General features: G+C 48.7%; 24 protein-coding genes and 1 pseudogene. 8 read left to right on the top strand and 17 right to left on the bottom strand.

The window, feature by feature from the left end:
• Positions 1 to 4: 4 nt before the first annotated feature.
• Positions 5 to 1,825: an ATP-binding protein gene (locus E8L90_RS28150; protein WP_137032694.1), complete on the top strand. Its 1,821-nt coding sequence runs from the start codon at positions 5 to 7 to the stop codon at positions 1,823 to 1,825.
• Here E8L90_RS28150 and E8L90_RS28145 read toward each other — a convergent pair.
• Positions 1,822 to 2,622 carry an alpha/beta hydrolase family protein gene (locus E8L90_RS28145; RefSeq protein ID WP_137033646.1) on the bottom strand — a complete coding sequence of 267 codons (801 nt, stop codon included), beginning with the start codon at positions 2,620 to 2,622 and terminating at the stop codon, positions 1,822 to 1,824. The genes E8L90_RS28150 and E8L90_RS28145 overlap by 4 nt on opposite strands.
• Before the next feature lie 5 nt (positions 2,623 to 2,627).
• Positions 2,628 to 3,515, bottom strand: a complete 888-nt coding sequence (locus tag E8L90_RS28140; protein WP_137032692.1) for a LysR family transcriptional regulator — start codon at positions 3,513 to 3,515, stop codon at positions 2,628 to 2,630.
• Positions 3,516 to 3,635: 120 nt separating this feature from the next.
• Here E8L90_RS28140 and E8L90_RS28135 point away from each other — a divergent pair, with 120 nt between their 5' ends.
• A complete protein-coding gene (locus tag E8L90_RS28135) occupies positions 3,636 to 4,049 on the top strand; it encodes a rhodanese-like domain-containing protein (RefSeq protein WP_137032690.1) in 414 nt (137 codons plus the stop codon).
• A gap of 27 nt (positions 4,050 to 4,076) precedes the next feature.
• Here E8L90_RS28135 and E8L90_RS28130 read toward each other — a convergent pair whose 3' ends face one another.
• From E8L90_RS28130 to E8L90_RS28110, 5 genes are all read right to left on the bottom strand, one after another.
• Positions 4,077 to 4,490 (bottom strand): S1 RNA-binding domain-containing protein, encoded by a 414-nt coding sequence (locus E8L90_RS28130; RefSeq protein ID WP_048034671.1) that lies wholly within the window; start codon positions 4,488 to 4,490, stop codon positions 4,077 to 4,079.
• Between the two features lie 109 nt (positions 4,491 to 4,599).
• On the bottom strand, positions 4,600 to 5,736 hold the full coding sequence (locus E8L90_RS28125; protein ID WP_137032688.1) for an acetate/propionate family kinase: 1,137 nt from the start codon (positions 5,734 to 5,736) through the stop codon (positions 4,600 to 4,602).
• Positions 5,737 to 5,798: 62 nt separating this feature from the next.
• Positions 5,799 to 6,302: a VanZ family protein gene (locus E8L90_RS28120; RefSeq protein WP_137032686.1), complete on the bottom strand. Its 504-nt coding sequence runs from the start codon at positions 6,300 to 6,302 to the stop codon at positions 5,799 to 5,801.
• A gap of 110 nt (positions 6,303 to 6,412) precedes the next feature.
• Positions 6,413 to 9,661 (bottom strand): efflux RND transporter permease subunit, encoded by a 3,249-nt coding sequence (locus E8L90_RS28115; RefSeq protein WP_137032684.1) that lies wholly within the window; start codon positions 9,659 to 9,661, stop codon positions 6,413 to 6,415.
• Positions 9,654 to 10,901 carry an efflux RND transporter periplasmic adaptor subunit gene (locus tag E8L90_RS28110; RefSeq protein ID WP_137032682.1) on the bottom strand — a complete coding sequence of 416 codons (1,248 nt, stop codon included), beginning with the start codon at positions 10,899 to 10,901 and terminating at the stop codon, positions 9,654 to 9,656. The genes E8L90_RS28115 and E8L90_RS28110 overlap by 8 nt, the downstream gene beginning before the upstream one ends.
• A gap of 265 nt (positions 10,902 to 11,166) precedes the next feature.
• Between E8L90_RS28110 and E8L90_RS28105 the strand changes: the two genes are divergently transcribed.
• The 3 genes from E8L90_RS28105 to E8L90_RS28095 all read left to right on the top strand — a co-directional run bounded on the left by E8L90_RS28105 (position 11,167) and on the right by E8L90_RS28095 (position 13,428).
• Positions 11,167 to 11,859: a CoA transferase subunit A gene (locus E8L90_RS28105; RefSeq protein ID WP_137032680.1), complete on the top strand. Its 693-nt coding sequence runs from the start codon at positions 11,167 to 11,169 to the stop codon at positions 11,857 to 11,859.
• A 46-nt stretch (positions 11,860 to 11,905) separates the two neighbouring features.
• The gene (locus E8L90_RS28100; protein WP_137032678.1) at positions 11,906 to 12,562 is read left to right on the top strand and encodes a CoA transferase subunit B; all 657 of its coding nucleotides are present in this window, start codon (positions 11,906 to 11,908) and stop codon (positions 12,560 to 12,562) included.
• A 185-nt stretch (positions 12,563 to 12,747) separates the two neighbouring features.
• A complete protein-coding gene (locus E8L90_RS28095) occupies positions 12,748 to 13,428 on the top strand; it encodes an alpha/beta hydrolase (protein ID WP_167497626.1) in 681 nt (226 codons plus the stop codon).
• Here the strand turns inward: E8L90_RS28095 and E8L90_RS28090 are convergent.
• Positions 13,406 to 14,620, bottom strand: coding sequence for an MFS transporter (locus E8L90_RS28090; RefSeq protein ID WP_137032677.1), 1,215 nt, complete (start codon positions 14,618 to 14,620; stop codon positions 13,406 to 13,408). The two genes, E8L90_RS28095 and E8L90_RS28090, sit on opposite strands and share 23 nt — an antisense overlap.
• A gap of 125 nt (positions 14,621 to 14,745) precedes the next feature.
• On the opposite strand from E8L90_RS28090, the gene E8L90_RS28085 reads away from it, so the two are divergent.
• A complete protein-coding gene (locus E8L90_RS28085) occupies positions 14,746 to 15,639 on the top strand; it encodes a LysR family transcriptional regulator (protein WP_137032675.1) in 894 nt (297 codons plus the stop codon).
• Positions 15,640 to 15,726: 87 nt separating this feature from the next.
• Here E8L90_RS28085 and E8L90_RS28080 read toward each other — a convergent pair whose 3' ends face one another.
• The 8 genes and pseudogenes from E8L90_RS28080 to E8L90_RS28050 all read right to left on the bottom strand — a co-directional run bounded on the left by E8L90_RS28080 (position 15,727) and on the right by E8L90_RS28050 (position 22,999).
• The gene (locus tag E8L90_RS28080; RefSeq protein ID WP_162309124.1) at positions 15,727 to 17,355 is read right to left on the bottom strand and encodes a DUF4179 domain-containing protein; all 1,629 of its coding nucleotides are present in this window, start codon (positions 17,353 to 17,355) and stop codon (positions 15,727 to 15,729) included.
• Positions 17,356 to 17,403: 48 nt separating this feature from the next.
• A pseudogene (locus E8L90_RS31455) lies at positions 17,404 to 17,499 on the bottom strand (zf-HC2 domain-containing protein); the annotation flags it as partial.
• Between the two features lie 5 nt (positions 17,500 to 17,504).
• Complete coding sequence (locus E8L90_RS28075) at positions 17,505 to 18,050, bottom strand: RNA polymerase sigma factor (protein ID WP_137033642.1); 546 nt, start codon at positions 18,048 to 18,050, stop codon at positions 17,505 to 17,507.
• 161 nt (positions 18,051 to 18,211) lie between these two features.
• Positions 18,212 to 19,108, bottom strand: a complete 897-nt coding sequence (gene purU / locus E8L90_RS28070; protein WP_015893190.1) for a formyltetrahydrofolate deformylase — start codon at positions 19,106 to 19,108, stop codon at positions 18,212 to 18,214.
• A gap of 111 nt (positions 19,109 to 19,219) precedes the next feature.
• Complete coding sequence (locus tag E8L90_RS28065; RefSeq protein ID WP_016742878.1) at positions 19,220 to 19,900, bottom strand: TetR/AcrR family transcriptional regulator; 681 nt, start codon at positions 19,898 to 19,900, stop codon at positions 19,220 to 19,222.
• Positions 19,901 to 19,917: 17 nt separating this feature from the next.
• Positions 19,918 to 21,057 (bottom strand): ABC transporter permease, encoded by a 1,140-nt coding sequence (locus E8L90_RS28060; protein ID WP_137032671.1) that lies wholly within the window; start codon positions 21,055 to 21,057, stop codon positions 19,918 to 19,920.
• A complete protein-coding gene (locus E8L90_RS28055; RefSeq protein WP_137032669.1) occupies positions 21,054 to 21,812 on the bottom strand; it encodes an ABC transporter ATP-binding protein in 759 nt (252 codons plus the stop codon). The genes E8L90_RS28060 and E8L90_RS28055 overlap by 4 nt, the downstream gene beginning before the upstream one ends.
• The gene (locus tag E8L90_RS28050) at positions 21,809 to 22,999 is read right to left on the bottom strand and encodes an HlyD family secretion protein (protein ID WP_137032667.1); all 1,191 of its coding nucleotides are present in this window, start codon (positions 22,997 to 22,999) and stop codon (positions 21,809 to 21,811) included. Before E8L90_RS28050 ends, E8L90_RS28055 begins: the two co-directional genes overlap by 4 nt.
• Before the next feature lie 327 nt (positions 23,000 to 23,326).
• Here E8L90_RS28050 and E8L90_RS28045 point away from each other — a divergent pair, with 327 nt between their 5' ends.
• Entirely contained in the window at positions 23,327 to 23,704 is a 378-nt protein-coding gene (locus E8L90_RS28045) for a VOC family protein (RefSeq protein WP_208759488.1), read from the top strand.
• Between the two features lie 54 nt (positions 23,705 to 23,758).
• On the opposite strand, the gene E8L90_RS28040 is transcribed toward E8L90_RS28045, so the two are convergent.
• Positions 23,759 to 25,957 (bottom strand): DNA topoisomerase III, encoded by a 2,199-nt coding sequence (locus tag E8L90_RS28040; RefSeq protein ID WP_137032666.1) that lies wholly within the window; start codon positions 25,955 to 25,957, stop codon positions 23,759 to 23,761.
• A gap of 215 nt (positions 25,958 to 26,172) precedes the next feature.
• On the opposite strand from E8L90_RS28040, the gene E8L90_RS28035 reads away from it, so the two are divergent.
• Positions 26,173 to 26,661, top strand: a complete 489-nt coding sequence (locus E8L90_RS28035) for a MerR family transcriptional regulator (RefSeq protein WP_137032664.1) — start codon at positions 26,173 to 26,175, stop codon at positions 26,659 to 26,661.
• Position 26,662: the final 1 nt, after the last annotated feature.

Raw genomic sequence — 26,662 nt, 5'->3', positions numbered from 1 at the left:
CAGCATGCCCCTTTTCAGCAATCTCGGATTTCAGAAAAAAATCATGCTCAGCTATCTCGTAATGATGCTTCTCATCGGTTGCGTGACGACCCTGTTCAGCTATCAAATGACCAAGGTCACCTCTGATGAAGTGTATTTGACACAAAACCTCTTGCCGCAGACGAGCGCCTTACTAGAAGTCAAAAACCAGATATACACCAAGACGTATGCGCTGAACATGTATACTTTGACACGCAACGAGTCTTACCTGGATCAGTACTATACAAATCTGATCGATACGGCTCGCTTTTCCTCGCTTCCCAAAACCGAGGCGAACAGTGGCTTATTTACCATTATTGAATCGATATCCCAACTGGACTTTATCTTTTTGAACAAAATCAATCCCTTGCTGCAAGCAGGGAACGTTCCAGCCGTCAGCTATGTACTTACCAACGAAGTACAACCATTGCTCGATCGCTTGGATCGAGATCTGTCTTTTTCACTCAACCAGCTGGAGTATCAGACGAACAAAGAGTTCCAGAATTCGAGTGAGAGCATCAAAGTCTCGTTGATCCTGACATATTCGGTTTCCGTGGCCTCTATCTTGTTTGGGCTGTTCTGCACGTTCTACTTCCGCAATGAGCTGTTGCGTCCGATCCAGTCTCTGATGCAGCAAGCCCGTGAAGTATCCAAAGGGACATTCGGTCAACAAATCGTCTATACCCATCAAGATGAATTCCTCGAGTTGGCGCAGGAGTTCAACAAAATGTCGAGTAGCATCGCCAATCTATTTGCACAAGATGAAAGACAGCGGCAAATTTTGACCGAAGAAAAAAACATCCGGGAGCAAATCTTAAACTCCCTGCCTGTCGGGATTATTACCCATTCCCATGCGACAGTCGGACGTCATGTTAACCAGCTGGCACAGCATTTGGTCAAGCTCGATGATCACGGTTACCCGGTGTCCAAGGATTCCTTTGCAGCACCTACACCCAATGAACCGACTCCCTGGTTCGTCAATCGCAAAATGACCTTGTACAAAAAAGACGACACACCATTCATTGCCTTGGTCTCCTACATCCCTTTGCACAATCATCACCACGATCAGGAAACAGGGTGGATGGTCGCCTTCTTGGATATTACGGAGCAAGAGCAAATTCAAGAGTACTTGAATCAATCCGAAAAGCTGGCCATGGTTGGTCAGCTGGCAGCGGGAGCCGCCCATGAGATTCGCAATCCTCTCACGGTCATCTACGGCTTTATCCAGCTATTGGAACAACGTTTATCGAATCAAGAGCGTGATTTGTACTACTTGCCTTTAATCTTGCAGGAAATTGAACGGGTCAACCGCATCGTTACGGAGTTGTTGATGCTCTCCAAACCATCTAAGCCCGATTATCGCGAGGTTGCGCTAACTGGAGTCATTCATTCGATTCTTCCCTTGATGAATGCCGAGGCGATGCTGCATGGAATCCAAATCGTAGACCGCTGCGATCCGAGCGTTCGCATTCACGTTGATGTCGAGCAATTAAAGCAAATCCTGTTGAATTTAATGAAAAACAGCATTGAAGCCATGAAAGACGGCGGCGTTCTCTCCATTGAAAGCCGCCTGGATGATCAAGCTGTCCATATTCATGTCAAAGACACGGGTGAAGGCATTCCCCAAGAATATCTGGTGCGTATATTCGATCCGTTCTTCTCCTTAAAAGAGGATGGGACAGGACTGGGGCTGCCGATTTCGCGGCGAATGGTCGAAAACCACGGTGGGGAGCTGCACGTGAACAGCAAGCTGGGGAAAGGAACGGAAATCATCATTACGCTGCCGCTTACACCAAAAGAAGATTAGACTTGCGCATCCAGCCAAGCGAACATCTTGCGCGTATACATCTCCATATCCTCCCCGATAAACAGATGGCTGGCCCCTTGCGCCAGCCATTTTTCATACGGTTTGCCTGCCCGCGTCAGCGCATCTGCCAATTTATGAGCATGCTCCACTCCCACATTCTCATCTTCCGTTCCATGTATGATCAGCACCGGGCAAGAAATCTCGTCCATCCGATACAAAGGCGTCCGATCGCGGTAAGCATCCTCCTGCTTACGCGGATGACCGATGATTCTGCGCAGCATCCTTCTCAGATCAACCCGCTCTTCATAGGTCAAAAACATGTCGCTGACCCCACTCCATACGACGCAAGACAGCACGCCCTTGCACTCCATTGCGGCAAACAAGGCCATGAAGCCACCGCGTGAAAAGCCATAGACGCTGATTCGCCCCTTGTCCACCTTCTCTAGGCTGCGGAGCAATTCAAATGCGGCAAACACATCATGCCTGTCTGCCCCACCGAATTCATCTCGGCCCTCTCCGCCTTCGTTGCCGCGGTAATGAGGAGCGAGGATCACGTAGCCAAAAGCAGCCATCTGACTGATTCTCTCGGGTCTGACGCGTCCCACTCCTTTTATCCCGCCTCGGCAATACAGGAGAGCCGGTAGACATGCTCCCTCCTGAAAATAAACCTCCGGCACAGCCAATGCAGCTTTTACCAGCAAGTCTTGACTGTAGTAGCTGACGGTATACAACCGCACTCCAGGATAAATTGTCTCCTCAGGAGTACATGCGACAAATGGCGAAATATCTAGCTGCATCCTGCTCACGATTCCTCTCTCTGTGATCTCGTAATCGTATCCACAAGCGTCACCATCGAAGGTGATAGCCATTTCTTTTTATGATAGACAAGCTGAATGGAAAACGGCGGCTTATCCGACTGAAACGGGATGGCTGTAAGCACCCCTTCTGCGAGCTCTCTCTTGACCGCCATGTGCGGCAGCAATGCCACACCCAAGCCACAGCGTACACACTGCTTGATCGCTTCCGGATTGCTGAATTGGCAGGCGCTTCGCTGCGTCATCCCCGCCTCACCAAAAGCCTCCAGCAGCATGCCCCGATACGTACAGCCTTCTTCTGTCAATACAAGCGGCTCCCCTTCCAAATCATGGACAGTGAGTGCAGTTGCTGTTGTGAATCGATGGGCGGGTGGCATGACGATCACCAATTCTTCCTCGCGAATGACGTGGGTGATTAACTCAGGATCTGTACAAGGGCGATCGAAAATGATCCCGAAATCGAGATAACCATCCCTGATCTGTTGCACAATTTCTGCTTCCCCAGCCGTCCGCAATACTAAATCAACCTGAGGATATTGCTGACAAAAAGCCTGCAAATACGGTGGTAGAAAGAACGCCGCCAGTGTATCGATCGTTCCAATGGCAATGGGACCTGTCGTCTGTTGCTTAATCACTTCTTTAGATTCCCCATATAGACGAATCAATTCCCGTGCGTACGGCAGCAAGGCTTCACCTGCTTGCGTCAGTCGCAGCTTGCGTCCGTATCTTTCAAATAGCGGCGCTCCATACGACTGCTCCAGCTTTTGCATTTGGGCCGTTACCGTCGGTTGAGCATAGCCCAGTTCTTCTGCTGCCCGTGTAAAGCTCCCATACCGGGCTACTTCGCGAAAAGTATGTAGATAGACCAGCTCCATCCAAGCTTCCTCCCATAGAAATGAGTAATGATTCTTATTGAATAGTATAGATAACTGTAATGATTGCTTCAATGCTATGCTTTGTACATCACCATCACACGTAACGAGGAGGATTTTGATATGTCCCTTGTTTTGCAAACACCCACCGCATCACCTGAAGTAGCTCGCACTCATTTTCTCCACAAGCTTTCTCTTGAGACAGATGTCTCTGATGTGTGGAATGACATCCAAAACCGTGTGGAAGGCTTCTACATCCTGGATGCTCGCAGCGAGAAAGCGTATCGGGATGGTCACGTTCCCGGGGCTCTGAATCTCCCCCATTCGCTTATTACCGCTGAAACCACGGCTACTCTAGACCCGACCAAGCTCCTGGTCGTCTACTGCTGGGGCCCCAACTGCAACGGTGCTGCAAAGGCTTGCGCGAAACTGGCCGCTCTCGGCTTTCGAGTAAAAGAGATGCTTGGCGGGATGGAATACTGGGAAAAAGAGGGGAATCCTTTCGAACAGGAAACGCAAAAAAGGACGGGAGCTTGATCCCGTCCTTCTTAGTTATCGCAAGGCTTAGTAGCCGCGTTTTGCGTTCTTTTTGTTGATTGTCGCTAGGTTCTCTTCGCTGTGCTTCATCCATTTTTTCATCTTGTCTTCGAAAGAAGCTCCGCTATCTCGTTTTGCATTCCCTCCGCGGTCGCCTCCACGATATCCACCACCACGGCGTTCTTCACGTTCCGGACGCTCAGGCGCTGGGAGTGCTGCGCGAACCGAAAGCGAGATTTTACCTGCATCATCAATGGAGAGTACTTTTACCTTTACTTGTGCCCCCACGGTAAAGTGATCATTGATATCCTTAACAAAACCGTTTGCTACTTGGGAAATGTGGACCAGCCCCTGCTCGGTTTCGCTGACTGCTACGAACATCCCAAACGGTTTAATCGCTGTCACTTTTCCTTCGATGATGCTTCCCACTTGTACTGCCATCCAGTTTGCACTCCTTTTATTTTTTCAGAAAAATGGTGAGAACCTCAAACCAGAAGCCTCATTCTCTTAGTATAGCAGAGAAATTCCAATACTGAAAAGCCTATTCTTTCTAGGTACATACTCCAAGCTCGTTATGCCCCAGTTCAAATGCATCTATTGCCATTACAATTTCTTCATTTGTCGGGATTACCATGACTTTTACCGGAGAGTACTTCGTGCTGATGAATGCCTCCCCTTTTATGGTACGGTTTACCTCGCGATCCAGATTTACCCCAGCAAATTCCAGACCAGCGCACACCAAATCACGCACGGCAGCACTATTTTCTCCAACACCTGCCGTAAAGATAATACCGTCGACACCATTCAGTCGAGCAAGGTACAGTCCCACATGCTTATGTAGAATGGTAGTAAATAATTCCAGAGCGAGCTTGCTGCGAAGATGTCCCTCTTCTGCTTTTTTCATAACGTCGCGCAAATCATTGGATACACCCGATACGCCCATGAGACCGCTCTTATTATTCAGAATCTTAATAGCGCCAGCCGTGTCGGTCTTTTCAATTTCCTCAATATACGGGATGATACCTGGGTCAATGTTTCCGCTGCGCGTACCCATAGACAACCCAGCCAACGGTGTCATACCCATCGACGTATCATATGATTCACCATTTCGGATCGCTGTGATACTTACCCCGCTTCCGATGTGGCAGCTAATCAGACGAAGCTGCTCTTTCGGGCGCCCCATCATTTCTGCTGCACGGCCCATTACATAGCGATGAGACGTTCCATGGAAACCGTATTTGCGAATACCGTATTGCTCGTAGTATTCATAAGGCAGTGCGTACAAATACGAGGATGGTGGCATTGTTTGATGGAATGCTGTATCAAAAACAGCTACGTGAATTAAATCAGGAAGCAGACTTTGAGCAACTTCAATCCCGGCTAGGTTAATAGGGTTATGAAGCGGGGCGAAACGTGACAGGTTACGAATTTCTTCTTTTACTTGGTCATTGACAATAACGGACTGCTTAAATGCTTCCCCTCCGTGGACAACACGATGGGAAACGATATCTATCGAATATGGTTTGAGGGATTCAAACACTCCCCGAATAGTATCTTCATATTGGTCACGCTGGATTTGCTCCAAATAATCATGCGCAATCAATGTTTTGGAGGGCATTTCATAAAGCTTGTACTTCACCGAAGAGCTTCCGCAGTTCAGTACAAGGACATTTTTTTTATCTACCACGATCTAATCCACTCCCCAATCGTTCATCACAGCCTTCTCTTCCCATAGGATGGATAGGCTTCCTACATTTTATAACGATATGCCCTTCGTGAATACAGGTAATTGAGAGCAATTATCAACAACATCGTGACAGATCCAGATGCATCGAGCAAAACATCCTGCACCATTCCGGTTCGATCCGGTGTAAACGTCTGGTGCCATTCATCCAAAACAGCCGTCATCACACTGCAAAAAGCGCTCCAGGGCAGTGCTTGCCCAAACGAGAGATGATGCGAAAACACACGATACCAGCTAAAAGCCAAGAGGGCAAAAACAGTAAAGTGTATCCCTTTCCGTAAAAAGAACTCTATAAAACCAGCGGCTCCCTTTTCTTCCAGGCTCACATCCTTACCTCCGTAAGGAATCGATATGTCGCCTATCCGGTTCTGTAGGCTCTGTTCATCCACTAGCTTGTCAATCGTCCCCCGCATGTCTTGCTTGGCGTATGGCTGTGAAGAAGAAATGAACAACCCGAGCAGAATGGCAATCAAAAGCAAGTAATCCCATACTTTTCGATACCGACGCACGTATTTGTTACCCCCTGCTTTCGATTCTCTTTCCTATCTTACCATGACGCATGCCGGGTTAGTCGGTTACAGCTACGTGAACGATTGAAAAAGAAAAACGCCAACCTATTTTAGCGGTTGGCGTCATGTGTAGAAGAAGAAAGAGGCAGGAAGTCCTCTTGTACAGGCACATACTCCCGGGAATCGTGATTCGAGGCTTCGGCTTGCCCTGTTTTTTGTGAGCGGCCCTGTTCCCGTTTTCTTTCTTTGAAATCGCGACGACGTACTTGGTTGTTTTCCCACCAAATCCGCAAATGACGAGCGAGAATCGGCAAGGACATCTCAGAATGGGCAGCCTGTCTTTGCATAACTGCATACTGCACACCAGGGAGAAGTGCCAGGGTAGCAAAAGCCCCCATTAGAATGCCAAACAACAATACGCCAGCAAAGGACGCAAACGAATCATTTCCACTCCCCAAGCCCCCAGCTAGCGGAAGGCTGGCTAACGCGATCGGCAAATATATCCCTGCTTGATTGACCATGGTGCGTTTGGCCCCCAGCTTGATACCGTCCCAAATTCGCTCCTGTTCGGCTTGGGCCTTGTACAGCTCATCCATCGCAAGAAGTGCCTGCAAAACGATGACGGCAATGGCAGCAACCATACCGTAGAAGCTCATAACGTTCATGGGTCGATCCAACCATAGCAATCCCAGCGCAAAGCCTCCAGACAAGACTGGCAAGAGAATGAGGGCAAATAATCCATCGCGCGTTCTGCGTTGCAAAAGCAAGCTCATGATGAGTACGAGGGCAACCAGACTGCCAATCGTCAAGAATCGGCTGCTCCAATCAACCTTGTTGAGCTTTTTCTCCTCCAATTTCTCCAGCTCATCGTCGTTATATACCGTGTAGCCTTCGGGGATCGTCACCTTTTCTTGCATAGAATAAGGAATGATGTAAGACCACAGCTCAATTCGACTTGGGTCTGAGACGGCACTGCTTACCTTGAAGACATACAGTCCATCTTCCCGTTGATAAACGGGCGGCTCGCTGCCGATTGACCAATCTACCAGCTCAGATAGTCGTACATTACCTTGTGATGTTCGAATCAAAGTATGTTTCACTTGATCCGGATAGTCCATCCACCCGTCAGGGAATCGGACGTGGATCGGTACCTGACGTTCATTCCAATAGACACTGCCAGCTGTTTTTTCTCCCAAATAGCTCTCCAGTTGTCTCTTGATCTCCTCTTGCGTAATCCGGTAGCGCGCCAGCATCTCTTGTTTCGGACGAATGTTGATAAAGGTCCCCTCTGCACCTGCACCGATTCGTTCATCTGTTACAAGTTCTCGCCCTTCTTTATCCTTCGCACTCTGTTTTTCCATGAATGCCAATACTTCATTGGCAATGTTCTGCGTCGTTTGCAAGGATGGCCCCATGATCGTCAAGACGAGACGAGTTGCCTTATCTTTATTAATGACCAGCGCAAACGGATCTGTCTGCGGAATATCTCGTAGCTCTTTGTCCAGTACTTTTTCCAACTCCGAGACTGATTGGGTCCAATCGTATTTGTCCACGAGTTTTAGTTGAAAGCTCAGTTTTTCTTCGGAAGCAATCGTGTAGACATCTCGGACTTCGTCAATGGCGAGCAAACGCTCCTCAGCTATTTGTGCTGCCCGCATGGCTTCATCGATGCTACTTCCCTGCACCATTGGCAAAGAAAGCGACTTGTCGCCATAATCTAGCTTGGCGTACGGATCTACAAGAATAAATGACTTCAGCAAAAAGACAAAGACAAGCGAGGCAACCAGTGTAATTCCATAAGGCAAATACCCTTGTTCCACCAGTCGTTCCCAGCGATTTTGAAAATAACTGGTCACTTTATTGGCGGCCCGTGGTGTTTCCATCTCTGCTCGTTCGGAAGCTTCCAGCCACGTACCTGTCAGGACTGGCGTGATAAATCCATAGACGAGAATAAGAGCAAACATCCCCAGCAAAAGAACGGGCCAAGCATCGTACAAGACAACCTTATCTTCTGCCTTGAGGAAATCAGTGAAAACGACACCTGTCCAACAGGCTCCCACTACGACAACCGTGAGCAAAAACGGCTTCAGCAACCCCCAGGCCACTTGTAAACAACGAACAAACGAGTACGAGGGCAGCCCTGAAAACGAATGAAACAACGCAGAGCCTGCTCCTGTGAACAAGAGCGAAAACATTACGAGTGGTCCCAGCGTGGAGAGCGTCAATGGGATTCCCCACAGCCACATGCCTCCAAGTACACTGCCGACCGCAAGAACGTTTGCCAAAAGCGCGAGTACAGCCCCTGCCCATTGTTTTCGGGTCAGGTACAAAAAGAGCGAACAGATGACAGCGGTTAGAACAGCCAGTATTCCAAGCTGTCTTAATGCAGCGGTGATTGTTTGCGCGTCATCACGAAACAAATCGAGTCGGTATTTTCCTCCTGAAGCCTGATTCAACTCGGCAACCGCTTCCTTTACTTGCTTGCTGATTACAGGCAATTGCCCGACATCTGCTGCGTACACCGTGATACCTAATGCAGGCGAGCCACGATACATCCCGATTTTTTCACCTTTGCTCCCGCGTCGGTCACGAATGTCAGCCAACGTATGTAATGGGACGTATCCTTTATCGGAGGAGATCAAGTGCTTACCCAGATCCTGCAGCCCTTCCGATTTACTCGTCCATTGAATCCTGGTTCGATCCTTATCAGCTCCAACCGAGCCTACCTCTTCCCCAACCACATCTGTCGGCAGTTGTGACAAAACATCAGAAGGTGTAAGCCCGTACGCGAGTAGCATGGACGGTCGGAAAATGATATCTACCTGCTCCTTCAAGGCTTGCTTGTCCATTTCGATGCGAGCGATTCCTGGCAGATTGATCAATTTGTCATAGACGGTATTTTGGGCAATGTCAGACAAGGTCTGCAAGTCCGTGCCGTACAGGACATAAAAGCCAATTTTGCTATCTGCCAGATTGCTTTGACTGACGCTCCACTCCTGCACTGGCAGCTGCTTCGTGATCTCTCCCAGCTTCTTTTCCAACCGTTCCTTGTAATTCGAACCGATTTGTTCCGATGTTTTTACAGTAATAACCGCCGACCCCGTCCGAGATTCGGAAGCAATCGTAAGCACACTGCCTAGTGAACGTACCGATTCCTCTACTTTTCTCGCGACCGATTCGTCTACTTCCGCAGAAGAGAGTTTGGGTGCCGAGAGACTGATTGTATATTCAGGCACAGACCGATCCGGAAACGTCTTAATATCCAGCCCGAACCAAGCGCCTACCGCAAGTAGACAGCAAATGACCGCCAGAATGCGGGCAAAGGAGGGGACAATCGCTAGAAATGTCTTGTTATTCATCCGCCACCTTCACCGCCTCACCATCCACTACATACGACAAGCCTGCAGCAACAATCTGGTCACCAGGCACGAGACCTTCCACTACCTCATAGAAAGTTCCTTGCAATGCTCCCACTTTGACAAACGTCTTTTCCACGGAATTTTCATTGATTTTCATGACGTAATATTCTTCATCAGAGACACCAATGCTGCTAACAGGAACGAGCGCAACATTTGACGCTGGCAACGGATACTGACAAGTGACCGTCATGCCACCCTTCCACGCTACATTCTTACCGTCTACGGTCACCTCGACTGGATAAGACCCCAAGCTGGTATCCATAACAGGTGAAACAAACGTCACTTTTCCTTCTGCTTCACTGCCGTCAGGAGCTTTCACCTTTACTACTTTACCTGCCTGCCAATGGGCGATTTGCTCCCTTTCTACCTGCAGCTTGACAAGCCAGGAGCTCGTATCGACCATTCGAATGACCTCTGTCCCAGGTCCAGCTTGCTCCGACGCTGTCTTGGAGATCGCAGCTACCACACCTGTAAACGGAGCTTTGATCACCGCATCAGCCGCTTCCTGCTTCGCGCGGCTCAATTGAACATTGGCCTGCTGGACACTTGCATTCGCTTCTTCGATATCCAGTGGATCGGCGCCCTTCAGCAGGTTGTTGTACGCCACTTGCTCTTCTTCCAGACTCAGCTCGGCCTGTCGCAGAGCCGAGGCCAGCTTGTCTTTTTCATCTTTCGAGATGGCTCCATTCGCATACAGAATCGCCGCTTTGGAGAGCTCGTCGCGAGCTTTTTGCATCTGTTCTCTCGCTTTTTCTACCTGTAGCTTCTTGGTCTGCACCTCATGACTCTCCGGTCCCTTGGCGGCCTTTTCCCGTTTGATCGCAGCACTTGCTACCTGTCCTTGGGCTGCGTGAATTCCTTGCTGCAGGGTCGTTCCATCTAATGTCGCCAACGTCTGCCCCGCCTTGACAGTGGCTCCTTTTTCAACGAGAATGCCTGAAATTTTGCCTGAGGCACCAAACGATAAAGCCAGCTCCTGACGCGGTGCCACTACACCTGACACTTGCATCAGTCGCTCATCCTTACTATTTCCCACCGTATACGCACTTACCGTTTTCACCTTGATGACCATTTCTTCTTTCGTTCGTTTCAGACTTGAGACATTCTCATTTAGCTTTTCGCACCCCACGAGCAGCAGGACCACAACCGTGAGACTTATCCATTTTTTCGTATTTTTCATTCCTGCAACCCCACATTTCCCCCTGAATCTTCCTATACTGACAAAGAATCGACGATTATTGACAAAATATATTTTACAGAAAAACACGGCATAGTTGTACTACTTTTCTGTCATTTTACATTATTTTTTATAATCCAAATGTCTCGTCACTTGTTTGTAACTCGTATCTAGTATGATAGAAGGGTAGGAAAACGGGGCAATTGCATCGCCCTAATTGTTAACGCTTACACAAATCTTTTATTTTTTCATGGTGGGAGTGATCGTCATGGCCAAAATTTACACTTCTTACACGGACATCGTGGCTGATATTCACGATGGAGCCACTTTATTAGTGGGCGGCTTCGGATTGGTAGGAATTCCGGAGAATCTGATTATCGCCCTGCGAGACAAAGCAGTGAAAAACTTGACTGTCGTCTCAAATAACTGTGGAGTAGATGATTGGGGACTCGGTCTCCTTTTACGCGAAAAGCAAATCAAAAAAATGGTCTCCTCTTATGTGGGAGAAAATAAGGAATTCGAACGTCAATTTTTGTCGGGTGAGCTCGAAGTCGAGTTGACACCACAAGGTACGCTGGCGGAGAGAATTCGTGCAGGTGGAGCTGGTATACCAGCATTCTATACCCCAGCTGGAGTCGGCACACCTATCGCCGAAGGACGGGAAACGCGTGATTTCGCAGGGAAAGAGTACCTGCTTGAGTATGGCATCACGGGCGATTTCGCACTGATCAAGGCGTGGAAAGCTGACAAGATGGGCAATCTCGTCTTCCGCAAAACAGCCCAAAACTTCAATCCGATGATGGCAACAGCCGGAAAAATCACCATCGTCGAAGTGGAAGAAATCGTAGAAACAGGTGAACTAGACCCTGAGCATATCCACACACCAAGTGTTTATGTGCAACGTGTGATACAGGCACCTTCGTTCGAGAAACGCATCGAACGACGCACAGTCCGCTCATAGAGAGCAACAGAGAGAATCGGATTACATTCAAGGGAGGAAAACACAGATGTCACTTACACGTGAGCAAATCGCCACTCGTGCCGCCGGAGAAATAGAAGATGGCTTTTACGTAAACTTGGGGATTGGAATGCCCACGCTCGTCGCCAACTACATCCCGGAAGGAAAAACGGTCGTTCTGCAATCGGAAAACGGCTTGCTCGGAATTGGCCCTTACCCGACGGAGGAAGATCTCGATCCTGATCTCATCAACGCCGGAAAAGAAACCGTTACGGCTATTCCAGGTGCAGCCTACTTCTCCAGTGCTGAATCGTTTGCAATGATTCGCGGCGGCCATATCGATCTCGCTATTTTAGGGGCGATGGAGGTTTCGGCTGCGGGTGATCTCGCAAACTGGATGATTCCTGGAAAAATGGTCAAGGGCATGGGCGGTGCCATGGATCTCGTCCACGGCGCAAAAAAAATCGTCGTCATCATGGATCATGTCAACAAGCATGGTGAGACAAAAATCTTGAATGAATGTGCCCTCCCACTTACCGGCAAGAAGGTTGTCAACCGTATCATTACGGACAGAGCTGTCATGGACGTGACACCAGACGGGCTCGTCCTCGTCGAAGTGGCAGAAGGCTATACAGCGGAAGATATCCAAGCCTGCACAGAGCCTACGCTCCTTATCTCTCCAGAACTGAAAACCATTGGGCTGTAACCTATTTTTCAGGTATAGAACCCCGTTAGTAAAATAGCCGACTTCATCGCAGCTGCGTGAAGTCGCTTTTTCTTTCCTTTTTTTGCTTGGTGTGGGCACACTTGTGCGGTCGCCTTCTTCTCCCCTATTCGTATATAATATGGATGATCCATCAAATTTCCCAGTATCTGAGAGGAAGAGATTCCATGTCAGGAACAGTCGGTTGCTTACTCATCCATGGATTTGCCGGAGACATCAACGACATACTCCCGCTCGCCAAAAAGCTCCGCGAGGCTGGCTATCAGGTGGAATGCCCTACCTTGGAGGGTCATGGGACTACTCGTCGTCACATGGCAAAAAGCACCCGCCACGACTGGCTCCGCTCGGCAGAAGAAGGCTACAAGCGACTGGTCATGCGCGCTGACACCATCGTGGTCATCGGATTTTCCATGGGGGGACTGCTCGCCTTTCACTTGACGACGAAATACCCCGTCGCCCTGCTGATTACCATCAACACTCCTTATAAATATTGGGATGTCAAAGAGGCGATGCACTATTTGCGTGAGGATTTCTCTACCCACTCCAAACGCTACATTCATGGCATCGGCAGAATCCCTTTTAGCAGCATGCTACAATTTCGCAGGCTGTTGGCAGAAACGAAGACGCTGTTGCCTCAAATTACCACCCCTTACTTCCTGCTACAAGCAAGGCGAGACGATACTGTGCACGCTGTGAGTGCACAAATACTCGCGACCAGTGTGGATGAAGCAGCTTCTCCGCACATTTCTTGGTACGAGAATTCCAATCATATGCTGTTGCACGGTCCGGACAAGGAGGCAGCCATTGCTCACGTCATGACAACCATCAAGAAGCGCTTTCCATCTTGACCAGCTTTGGTCGCCACAGCCATACAAGACCAACCAGAAGCAAAATCATCGCTATTCCGATGTACACCAGACTCAGCCCTACGTGTTCATCCAGCCAGAAAGCAAGGAGCGGCCCCAACGCCGCGCCCAGATCACTCGTGACTGAGTATTGCGTCATTACCGCGTGGCTGTTGGCATGTCTGGCAGCTTCATCTGCCGCAAGGGTATCCATCACGGTCGTAATAATCGTCGCGGTCGACTGGATGCCGAATAAAATCGCAAACCATAGCACTAGCGAAGACGTTGCCTGCAACGAGGCAAACAGAACGGACGCGACTAGCAACGTCCCGATGAATAGTTTTGTCCGGCCATACCTGTCCGACAATTTGCCTACCAATGGGGCAGCCCACGGCTCCCACCCCCAGCGAATGCCTTGGATGACACTTGCAATCACCGCTGCCCCGAGCACGACTCCGCCCATCATGATGAGCGGTTCGCGTACTTCGATCACTCTACTTAATGTGGAGGTAAACACCCCCTGGTACACCATCGTGACGAGCAATCCCGTCATCAGCGTCAACAGCACCTGCGTCTGACTCCACAAGCGTTTTCCTGTATCCATCTGCTTCACGTCTGTCGGATGCTGACTGGTAAAGGAAGGCCGTATATAGCGAAAAATAAGAATGAATGCTAACAAGGAAGGCACCGCAAGTGCGATGGAGGCAACAGAAAGCCCATACCAAGAGGCCAGCAGCGCTCCGACCAGCATGCCGCCAAGGCTGCCCAATCGATACAGTCCGTTGTACAAGCCCATGAGCTGCCCGCGATTATGCCCTTTGGAAACACCCACGATCAAGGAAAACGCACCTAATCTTAAAAATGTCCAAGCCACTCCCCACAAGCATCGCATCACAAGCCACAGCCAAAAGCCTTCCAAGCTGTACGAAAGTGTCGTCAGAAAAGCCAGCACCACTGCCACAATCAAACCCGTGCGTCCGCCCGAGCGCTCATACCATTTTCCAACAAGAGGGCCGAGTGGTACACGGATGAAACGGTTCACCGCAAGCAATACCCCCACTTCCCACAGCGATGTTAACCCCGCCTCTTTCCAGAAAAGAGGAAGCACGACGTACAGCATCGAATCTCCTATCATGCATAATGCTGTCACCAGTGCGACTGCTACGACTTGTGTCTTTCCACTGATTTCTCTCATCTCCTGATCCTTCTCTCAACTCGTTTTTACGTCTTTCTGAGTTATACCTTACGCGCAATGATTCATCATTTCTAATACATCTTTATCTATCACTCATAAACAAACGTTATGAATCGAGGTACAGGATGAACTTACATGCTCTCCGTATTTTCGTAGAAGTCGCGTCACGAGGCAGTGTCACCGAAGCAGCAATCTCACTCTCGATCAGCCAACCTGCCGTAAGTGCCCAAATCCGCAAGCTCGAAAGTGAATTGGACATGACCTTGCTCATCCCGGATGGTCGCGGCATTTCTCTCACCTATGAGGGGCGCTTTCTTTTTGAAAAAGCACGCCGTATTTACGACTGGGAACGCGAAATCGAATCACATCTGACAGAAATCAAACAAGGGAAGAAAGGACGACTAAGGATTGCCTCTACCTATCTCCCCTCCCATTATCTCGTGCCACAGTGGCTGGCTCAGTACAAGCGTGATTATGAAGGAGTCGATGTGGAAATTCGCACGCGTAATTCCATGCAATCCATTGAACTGCTTCTTAGCTGTGAGGTCGATGTAGCCGTTATTCTCAAGGAATCATGGGATGTGCTGCCTATCAATCGGCAGCATTTGATGGATGTACCCTATTGGTTTATTTTGCCCGCCCATCATCCTCTTGCAGGAAAAGAGATCCGTATAGAGCAGCTCGTAGAGGAACCCTTTTTGTTGCGGGAGCAAGGCAGTTCTACCCGCGATTGGCTTTTTGCCCTCTGTCGCGAACATGGTGTGAAACGTCCACAGGTCGGTATTCAGTATCACGGTCTGGTCGAATCTATCCAATCCGTTCGCGCGGGATATGGGACGATGTTGGCTCCTGCTCTGGCCGTTAGGGATATGGTAGAGCGTGGGGAGGTCGGGCGTGTAACTGTGCCAGGGGTAGAGGTCAAGCGTCCCTTGTATGTCTGCACGCGTGACGATGGGACAGAGCAGCGGCCTGTTGTCGCTCAGTTTCTGGAATTGGTAAAGCGTGAGAGGTCTTCGTGAGTGTAGGAGAGAATATATGAAAAAGGGCGCTCGCATAGCCATTATTTCGGCTATTGAGACGCGCCCTTTTCTACAACAATCCCATTCTTACTTTTTGGCTTGTAAAGGTACTTCCCAGCTAACATCAGGCTGAATTTTTCGCTCATAGAGGTATTGAATCGTCAGTTCCTTAATTTCCTTGTCTGGAGGTGCTGCTACTGATTTTCCAGGTTTTATTTTAAAATCGGCAGTTTTCATAGAAAGTTTGCCCTCCATTACGACATTCCCATTTTTATCCTTACTTTTTTCCCCAATGTAATCTATACTCCGTTCTGTTCCATGCTCGTCTTCAGCTTCCCAGCCTTCAACCTCTACAATATCTTTTCCCAGCATACCCTTGATGTCTATCTCGATTCTATCAATCCCAAATTTATCCTTCTTCAACTCCGCTTTACCGAACATAATGGTACTCCCATTTTGATCTACTGTTACCGGTTTCTCTACTAGACTTGCAAGAGTGAGCTTTGGCGTTTTAAAATTTGCTTTCTCCAACTTGTTGATTTCACCAAGCTTCAACGTATATTTTTTATTTGGATCAAGGGGGGAGAAAACCGAAAAAAAAGTTGTTTTGTCTTTTGTGTTGTATTGAACGACACTCGCGAATGCTATGACGTTCTTTCCCATTGTATACCCGTTATTGCCATCAGGATATCTCCCTCTCACATCTTCCCAACTTGCGACAACGGCTCCTTTTTCGTCAAGAATCTGGAAGGTGTACATATCCCGATCGTAACCGCCTTTGATATTTGTCTCTATGACAAGTACAGTTCCGCTCGGTGCGAACTTCATTTCTTTGATAGCAAAAACAGTCCCCTGCGGGCTGGTATATTGCTGATTGATATGGACAGTTTCCGTGGCTTGTTTTGCTTTTTTCATATCGACAGGAATTTGAAAGTTCCAGTTTCCTTGGATCGTTCTGGTTATCTTTCCGTTCTCACGACACTTAATCTCAGTAACGTTATATTCTACGATAATTTCATCCGGCAGTGGATGATCGTCGTTGAAAAAGTTGTTTAACTCCCGTTGGAAAATTTGGTAGTTATCAAGGCTTTCTGTATACCAATTTAAATTTTCCGGTATGGAACTCTCTTGCTTTGCTGGTAAATCCCCCTTAAAATCTGTCGAATAAAAGGGTTTCAATATTTTACCATCTTTGTCCTTCAATGTGATTTCGCCGTCCCAAGTTTGCATTTTTTCCTTGAGGTACTTCCCTTCTTTATCCTTCGCTACACCAGCAATCATGATCCGCAATGGATCAGCCAAAACTTCTTTGATTTCCAGTGCTATTCCCTGATCTATAGCAGACAAACTAAGCGGTTGCGCAAATCCATTGTTGGCCGCTTGCTTCACACCTGCGTCCAAACCTTTGATCGTGGAAAAGATACCTTGACTCGTAACTTTGCTTTCATTTGCAAGTTGATGTGCATACAGACCGCTCACATACGTAGTAAACAAAGGTAATATTGCTATCCCTATCGCTACTACAGCGGTGATACTCGCTACGGCCAATGCTGATTTTTTCATCAGATTGTTCCCCCTTCTCTTCCATCCGATTTGTAGCTGGGCTTCTTCCAGAGGTTTTAGCTTCAGGATGCCAAGGGGATAATCAGGTAGCTTCTCTATGATTGTTCCGGCTATCCGCTCCTTCTGTAGCTCTTCTTTCGTAGCTACTTCCATGCGATATACATCTTCAACAAAACTGTCTAACGCCTCGTGGCAGTGAAGGCACTTCTCCAGATGCGCTTCGAATTCTTGCCGCTCAACACTGGACAGATGATCTTCCAAATAATCAATGAGTTGTTTCGTTTTCAGACATCCCATAGATACTATTTCCCTCCTTTACCCGATTGCTGAATGATCTTCCGAAGCTTCTTTTTCCCATGAGCAATACGTGTTCGCACAGTACTGAGCGGTATGCCCAATGATTTACCAATCTCTTCATAGGTGAGGGACTGGAGATAACGCATTTCGAGAACAACCCGGTAGTTTCTCTCCAAGCTCTTCATCCGCTGCTGAAGAATCGTCTTTTGCTCTTTTTCCAAATAGACCGTTTCTGGCGTAGCAGGATCACTCACGTCAAAATCCATTTCCCCGACATAGGGCGTTCGCTTCCTTCTGCGAATCTCGTCCAGACAGTGATTCGCTGTGATGCGATAGAGCCAGGACGAGAATTTGTGTTGCGGCTTATACTGAGGTAAATGGTAATAAGCCTTCATAAATATCTCTTGAACGATATCCTGCTTCTCTTGCGGATAACCAAGCATTTTATGAATCAGCGAAAGTACTCTACCCTGATATTTGAGAATGATCTGCTCGTATGCTTCTTTGTTGCCTTGAAGCACCTGCTCGATAATCTCTTTGTCGTCCTCCATGTGGTTGCTCCCCTCCAGCCAAAAAGGTTGCTGCGCAGCTTTTGCCTTTTTGTCGTACACCTACTATGACGAATCAAAAAATGGAAAATCTCTTCTTATGGAAAAAAATGCAAAAAAGAGGCTCTTCCTCAAAAAGGAAGGCCTCTTTTTATATGCAATGCTTATGGAAACACAATTGTCTTATTGCCGTACACCAGCACCCGATCCTCCAGATGCCAACGAACTGCACGTGCCAGCACCGTACGCTCTACCTGACGTCCCAGCTGCTTCAGTGTCTCGACATCTTCCTGATGCGATACACGTTGAACGTCTTGCTCGATAATCGGTCCTGCATCCAGCTCTTCCGTGACGTAATGCGCAGTCGCTCCGATCAGCTTCACGCCGCGGCGATACGCCTGCTCGTAAGGCTTCGCTCCGACAAAGGCTGGGAGGAAGGAATGGTGGATATTGATAATCCGCATCGCGTAGTCCTCCAAAAAGCGCGGGGACAAAATCTGCATGTAGCGAGCCAGCACGATCAGATCGACGCCCTCTGCTGCCGCAATCTGCTCTTCTTCTGCCTGCGGCTTGTTATCCTTCGTGACTGGAATACAACGATACGGAATACCGAAGGACTCGACAGTCTCCTGCATGTCAGGATGGTTGCTGACGACAACCGCGATATCCGCGAACAGCTCCCCGGACTTCCAGCGCCACAAGAGCTCCAAAAGACAGTGATCCTCTTTGGAAACAAACAACGCAACCTTTTTGCGCTTGTTCGCTTCGACCAGCGACCATTCCATGCCAAAGCTCTCGGCTACTGGGCTGAATGCTTGCTTGATCTCTTCGCAGCGCTCGTCAAGATTGATGAGATCGAATTCAATGCGCATAAAGAAGCGGCCTGTTTCCGGATCGGTCGTGTACTGGTCAGATTGAACGATGTTTGCTCCTTGTTGGAACAAGAAGTTCGACACCGCCGCGACGATACCCGCGCGATCCGGGCAAGAAATCAGCATGCGTGCACGATCTTTGTTTTTCTCTCGATACGCGAGCCATTCTCTCTCTGATAACAATTGCATGGTTTACTCTCCTCCAAAAAACAGCAAAAAGTTGTTTGCAATTATACCATTCCCAGAAGGGATTTCTATACCCAAATAGAGAGAAAAATGTTCACTTATCGATAAAAAATTTTAGATAGAGTGATTTCCAATCCCGTTAAGCAAAATATCTACGGTCAGGGCGATTTGCTCGTCGTCGCTGAACTGCGTAAATTCATCGGTATCTAAAACTTGCCGGAACAAAACGAGCCCGATCATCGAGGACAGGATCGCCCGAAAGACAGCCTGTGTCGGGAGCGGACGCAATTCGCCGACCTCTACCTTTGCTTCGATCAGCTTGTTTGCCATCTCCTTCACACCCGTGAAAACGGTAGCGATCAGTGCTTCCCTGATTTCGTCATGGAAAAAAGCTTCTTGCAGCAAGATCCGAATATGCTTTTCATTCGCCAGCACCAAATCGATCCGGTTTCGGTACAGCTCTGTCACGATTTGAGAGAATGTTTTATGATTCTGCTCTTTGAAGATCTCACGGACATCTTTCAAGATAAACGGCGCCGCGAATTTGACCAATACAGGTGCAACGACGGCAAGTAAAATATCCTTTTTCGATTTATAGTGGCGAAAAATCGTTCCCTCTGCCACTCCTGCTTCTTTGGCAATTTCAGAGGTGGAGCTGGCATGGAAGCCTTTTTCAGCGAACAACTTCACTGATGCACGCAAAATATTGCGCTGCTTCTCCGTCATCTCACTCTCATCTTTCAACTCTTCTACATATTGCAACAGGCCTTCTACAAATGTTGGCGGCTTGTTCATCACCCATTACGCTCCTCTTATTCGATCTTCTTGCGGAATCGCAGGATAGCGACGGTCAGGATCAAGAGACAAAAGCCGCTCATTCCGACGACATCCTTCCAGAGCGCATCGATGCCCACGCCCTTTAAGAAAATTCCCCGCAGGATTTCCAGAAAATAGGTCAACGGGACGAGCCCGCCTACCCATTGTATCACGAGCGGCATCGAATCGCGCGGGAACATAAAGCCGGAGAGAAGCACGCTAGGCAGGATAAAGGCGAATGCCATTTGCATTGCTTGAAGCTGGGTCTTTGCCACCGTAGAAATGAAAATGCCCAAGAGAAGCGTCGTCACCAAAAACAAGACAGACAAAGTCACCAAAAGCGAAATGCTGCCTTTGACCGGGACTCCGAACCAATACGTTCCAACCAATAGGACCAGACAAAACGAGAAGAGACCTACACCTACATAGGGGGTAATTTTTCCGAGCATCAGCTCCAATGGGCGTATCGGCGTCACGATTAACTGTTCCATCGTTCCCCGCTCCTTCTCTCGTACGAGGGAAAACGCCGTCAGAATCATCGTGACGTTTTGCATAATCAAGCCGATCAAGCCGGGAATATTGAAGACGATACTCTCCATATTGGGGTTAAACAGCACGCGTGTATCCAAGCCGAGTGGCTGTTCCAGCTCCCCCAAGCCTTGTTTTTGCAGCTTCATTTCCTGCAACGTGATCGCTTTGTGCTGGACGATCAACTGCGCTTGAGAGGTCGCAGTGCGGGCGATATTCGGATCGGAGCCATTAATGAGCATTTGCACGTCTACCGGTTCGTTGCGATCACGCTTGCGGGTGTAGTCAGGTCCGATAATGAGCCCTACATTTACGGAGCCATCGTCTAACATGGCTTCGATCTCCTTGTAGCTATTTACATGGGCTGCCACTTCGAATACATGCGTATGGACGAATTGATCTACCAGCTCTCGACTGGCAGCAGAAGGGCTTTGATTCCAGACGGCCATCTGGATGTCATTCACGTCTGTATTGACAGCATATCCGAACAAAAACAACAGCATCAGCGGCATGACCAGTGCAATCGCTAGACTGGGACGGTCCCGTTTGATTTGGATGACTTCCTTCTTCACAACAGACCAGTAACGCTCCCAGACAAAATGCCTCATTGGACTCCCTCCTCCGCCGCCTGTCTGGCTTCCTCCCGCCTAACCAGATCGATGAAGACATCCTCCAAATTGCCTACTCCCATACGATCAATCAGCACTTGTGGAGTGCCTTCCGCCAGCAGATTGCCGAAAAAGATAAAGCCGATCCAATCGCAAGTCTGCGCCTCATCCATGTAATGTGTGGTCACCAGCACGGTGATCCCCTGTCTCGCCAGCTCATGAATCACGTCCCAAAAAATCCGGCGGGAAACAGGATCGACTCCTGCTGTCGGTTCGTCCAAAATCAACAGCTCCGGCTTGTGCAAAAGAGCGCAGGAGAGCGCGAGGCGTTGCTTCCATCCCCCTGACAGCGAACCGGCAAGCTGCTTTTCCCTGCCTGTCAGGCCTGCCATCTCAATCAGTTCCGCCTTCCGCTGCTTACGTTCTGCACTGTTTAATTGATATACTCCGGCATAAAAATCGAGATTCTCTTCCACTGTCAAATCTTCATACAGGCTGAACTTTTGCGACATATATCCGATCCGCTGCTTAATTTCCTCGCTCTGTGTCATGACATCGAAGCCAAGAACCGTCCCCTTTCCCGTCGTCGGGGTTAGCAAACCACAAAGCATCCGGATTGTGGTCGATTTCCCTGAGCCATTCGGACCCAAAAAACCGTAAATCGAACCTCGCGGAACTGTCAGCGTCAAGCTGTTCACAGCTACTCGATCTCCAAAACGCTTCGTCAAATGCTCGCATTGGATAGCGGCGTTCATTGACCTCCCTCCTCGTCTGCCAGCAGCACATCGGCAGGCATACCTGGTTTGATTTTGTCGAGTCCATCCGTGATGTGTATCGTAACAGCGAACACAAGCTTGGTGCGCTCATCAGATGTTTGTACATTCTTCGGCGTGAATTCTGCTTTTTCCGAGATGCGACTGATCGTTCCCGTAAACGTCTCTTCCGGATAGGCATCCACCTTGATGCCAACCTCTTGCCCCTTTTTCACCCGATTCAATTGTGCTTCCGGGATGTACACGACGAGCTCGAGCTGGTCTGACTTCATCATCGTAAACAAGGTGGTACCTGTTTTGGCTACTTCCCCCTGTTCGATAGAGGAGCGCAAGAGAGTACCATCGTCTGTTGCTGTAATCTTGGACTTTTCCAACTGCAATAAGGCTTGATCCAGTTTCGCCCTCGCCTGCTGCTGGCTGGCAAGCAGTGCCCGAATCGCGTAATCGGTACTCCCTTCCTTCACCTGATCGAGATCCGCCTGCGCTCCAGCTTGCGCGGCTTGTGCTGTACCGATTTGGGCCACAGTAGCGGCGATGTCTTCTTGTGCAGAATGGTACTGTGCCTGTGTCTGCGCTACTTGTGCCGCCCATTGATCTGCCTGCGTTTTCGCCTGATTCACTGCTTCTTTTTGCGTGTCGAGGTCTTTGGCAGAGATCGCTCCTTTTTCGAAGAGCGCTGTTGCTTCCTCGAGTCGTTTTTGTTGATACAAAAGGGTCTGCTGCGCCCCCTGCCATTGCAATTCTGCCTGCGCCATCTGCTCAGCAGCACGTGCCTTTCCTGCTTCTGCCTGATTTTTTCTCGCTTGGGCCAGTTGGATATTCGCATTTGCTTGCTGGACGTTGGCCAAGCTTCTTTGGATTGTCGTGTCACGTGAACCCGCTCTCGCCTCTTCTAATTTGGCTGTTGCTTGGTCCAATGCTGCCTGTGCTTCTGCCACAGTCATTTGGTAGCTTCGTTTATCGATTTGGGCCAGCACTTGTCCTTTTTTTATTGGATCTCCCTCTTCTGCCGTAACATTTGTCACCAATCCGCCTACTTCCGCTACGATCGGCAGCTCAATGGCCTCGATTGTGCCGGACAGAGTCGAATGATTTTCCGATGTCCAATTGCAGCCCGACAATGCCAGTAACAGTCCCCCGATACATATGGAGCGAACAACTGGTTTCATAAACGCTTCCCCCCACCTTCATAATAGAGTGAGTAATCACTTTCTTTTTGATTTAAAACAAGAACCCACAGAACCAGGCTAAAGATGACTTTTTTGATTAGCGAGTGATTACTCACTTTTAATTGTGAGTATATGCTCCTCTTTTACGAAATGCAATTCCTTTTTCTTAAATGCGCAATTGAAAAGAAATCCTATCTGATTATTCATGCTATGATGAAGACAAGCTAGACCACGTCCGTTGGCATCGTGTATCAGATACCGTCGGGATGGAAAGGATTAGGAGCGTCGGGTTTTTAACTACCATGTAGGGAGTGGAACATGTCTATGATGATTAGCAAAGTCGGTCAAATCATGTTGTATGTCAATAACCAGGATCAAGCAGTGAACTTTTGGACCGAAAAACTAGGATTTCGTGTGGTTTCAGAAGAGAAGAACGGGGAGATGAGATGGATTGAAATTGCTCCCGCACAAGGTGCTGAAACAAGCATCGTTCTGCACAATAAGGAATTCGTTGCGAAAATGTCGCCCGGAATGAATCTTGGCACTCCTTCGCTCCTGTTCTTTTCGGAAAATATCGAGGAATTGCGTAACAACCTTATGAATAAAAATGTGAAGGTTGGAGACATTGTTACAATGCCTTCGGGCCGTGTCTTTAACTTCGCAGACGATGAAGAAAATTACTTTGCTATTCTGGAGAAAAAGTAAACAGAAGGAGGCGGCTGACTTGAATGGTCGGCCGCCTTTTTGTTTCATGCCTATTTAGTCGAACTTTAATTTGGACAGTGCGTCTTTCAACGCTGAGTTGATACCTTCGTCCGGCTCCTTGTCCTGCCCCTTCAAATACTTGGCTACTTCTTTCTTCGAAACCTTGCTGCCCTTTTCCTTATCGCGTCGCTCCTGGAAGGTCTTCAGTTTTTCTTTGTGACCACAACCGCAGACAAAGGTTTGTCCTTCCCCTTCTCCGCGTAGCTCCAATCTTTTGTGGCATTTTGGACATCTGGCATTGGTCTGCTTGGCAATGCTTTTGCGATAACCGCATTCCCGATCCTGGCACACCTGCATTTTGCCGCGCTTTCCGTTTACCTCGAGCAAAAACTTATTGCACTCCGGGCACCTGCTTCTGGTCAGGTTGTCGTGCCGGAAAGTCTGATCGCTGTTCTTGATCTGATGGACGACTTCTTTGGCATACGTTTTCATCTCTTCGATAAACGCTCGCTTGTTCAAGCTTCCCTTGGCGATGGCACCGAGCTTTTGCTCCCATTGGGCGGTCAAGGTCGGCGATTGCATTTCATCTGGGACGAGCTCTAGCAATTGCTTGGCTTTTGCGGTGACAAAAATATGCTTGCCGCGCTTCTCTAGCAAAAAGCTGTTGAACAGCTTCTCAATCACATCTGCGCGGGTTGCTACCGTACCAAGTCCGCCCGTTTCCCCAATCGTTTTGATCAAATCCTTGCTCTCGTTTGCCATGTATTTCGCCGGGTTTTCCATCGCAGATAGCAGACTCGCTTCTGTAAATGGCTCTGGCGGCTTCGTCTCGCCCTTGGTCTGGGATATCGACTGGAGTTGCAAGCGATCTCCTTTGGCAAGAGAAGGCAGGATTTGTTCCTTTACGCCGTCCTTCGCATCGTCTTCTTCTACATCGTGGTCATACGCCTCTCTCCAGCCTTGGGAGAGCACGGTTTTTCCTTTTGCGAGGAATGTTTCAGTCCCGATTTTCGCCTGGATAGTTGTTTGCTCATATTCGAAGGCAGGCAGCAAAACAGCCAGGAAGCGCTTCACGATGAGGTCGAAAATCTTGCGTTCCTTATCGCTCAAATCACCGAGAAAAACAGCTTGCTCCGTCGGGATGATCGCATGGTGATCCGATACTTTGCTGTCATCCACGAACGATTTGTTTGCTTTGATCGGCGCACGTAGGATTCTGGCGGCGAGGGGTGCATATGGCTTCATTTGGACAGCCTTGATTCGATCCGGCAGCGTCTCGACGATATCAGCAGAGAGATAGCGAGAGTCCGTTCGTGGGTACGTCACTGCCTTGTGATGCTCATATAGCCCCTGCATGATGGACAGCGTCTGCTTTGGCGAGTAGCCAAACATCCGGTTGGCATCCCGTTGCAGCTCCGTCAAATCGTACAGCTGCGGTGCATACGTCTTTTTGTGCGCACGAGTAATCTCGATGACTTCTGCATTTTTCTCCTGTTTGAGCGAAGCTGTGAGCTGATCCGCTTTCTCTTTGGAAAACGTTTTGACTTCCTTCGTTTGCTGATCTTGCCATTGGAGCTGAATCGGACCTTGGGCCACCGCAGACAGTCCGTAAAATGGCTTGGGCGTAAAGCGACGAATCTCCTCTTCTCTCGTTGCCACAATGGCGAGTGTTGGCGTCTGGACACGACCGCATGAGAGCTGGGCGTTATGCTTGCACGTCAAGGCGCGGGTGGCATTGATTCCTACGAGCCAATCTGCTTCTGCACGAGCAGCAGCGGAGGCAAACAAGTTTTCATAATTTTTGCCTTCCTTCAGATTGCGGAAGCCTTCGCGGATCGCCTTATCTGTCACCGAGGAAATCCACAGACGCTTGATTGGTTTATTCACGTGAACCAGCTCGAGAATCCACCGGGCAACGAGCTCTCCTTCACGCCCTGCATCGGTTGCAATGACGATCTGCCCGACATCGTTGCGTCGCAATTGTTGTTTGACGACCTGGAATTGCCTGTTGCTTTCCTTGATTACGACCAAGCGCAATGGGGACGGCATAATCGGCAAATCCTCGATTCGCCACGAGCTGAATTGCTGCCCGTACGCTTCGGGATCAGCGAGGGTGACCAAATGCCCGAGCGCCCACGTGACAATATATTTATCTCCTTCAAAAAAGCCGTTTCCTTTTTTGTGACACTGCAATACTTTGGCAATGTCGCGTCCAACCGAAGGCTTTTCTGCCAGTACAACTGTTTTACTCATGTACGACATCCTTTCAAACCAATTCAACAATCTGTTATCTATTGTAAACAAAAAAGCAGGAAGAAGGGCTTAGAAATGTTTCGAGATCATAAAGTTTTAGACTCTTAGGGTTTCCCATTGGAAGAAACTTCAAATGACGCCTTGACCATTACGTAACGTAACCGTTTATAGTGAAGGTACCGGTGAAACGCTAGCGATCAAGAAAGGGGCTGATCATGAAAAGTCATTGGAAAGTCGGAGAACTTGCGAAAATAGCGGGAATTACGATACGGACTTTACGTTTTTACGATCAGATAGGCTTGTTTTCTCCATCCGGCTATTCGCCATCCGGATACAGACTCTACACTGAAAAGGACATTTCACGCCTACAGCAAATTTTGTCCTTAAAGGAGTTGGGGCTATCACTGGAGCAGATTAAAGCCGTTATGGCCGGAGACCAGCTCAGCCTGTCAGACATTGTTACCATTCAAATAGATAGCCTGAAAGAAAGTATCCTCATGCAGCAGAAACTCTTGCATGAGCTTGAGAATGTATCGAGTCGGATGCAAAGGAACGAACCGTTTACCGTTGAGCATTTCATGAACATCATACGGACGATGAGAATGAAGCATGAGAAATTTTTCGCCGAGAGAAAATCGAGTATGGATTGCCACCTCGACCGACTTGGTGAATATTTAGATGAGCATCCGGAAGAGCCCGGATAAG

This window comes from Brevibacillus antibioticus (genome assembly GCF_005217615.1).
In the GTDB taxonomy this organism is placed as follows: domain Bacteria; phylum Bacillota; class Bacilli; order Brevibacillales; family Brevibacillaceae; genus Brevibacillus; species Brevibacillus antibioticus.
Note: the sequence above shows the minus strand (reverse complement) of the source record. Positions and strands in the feature narration are given on the sequence as shown.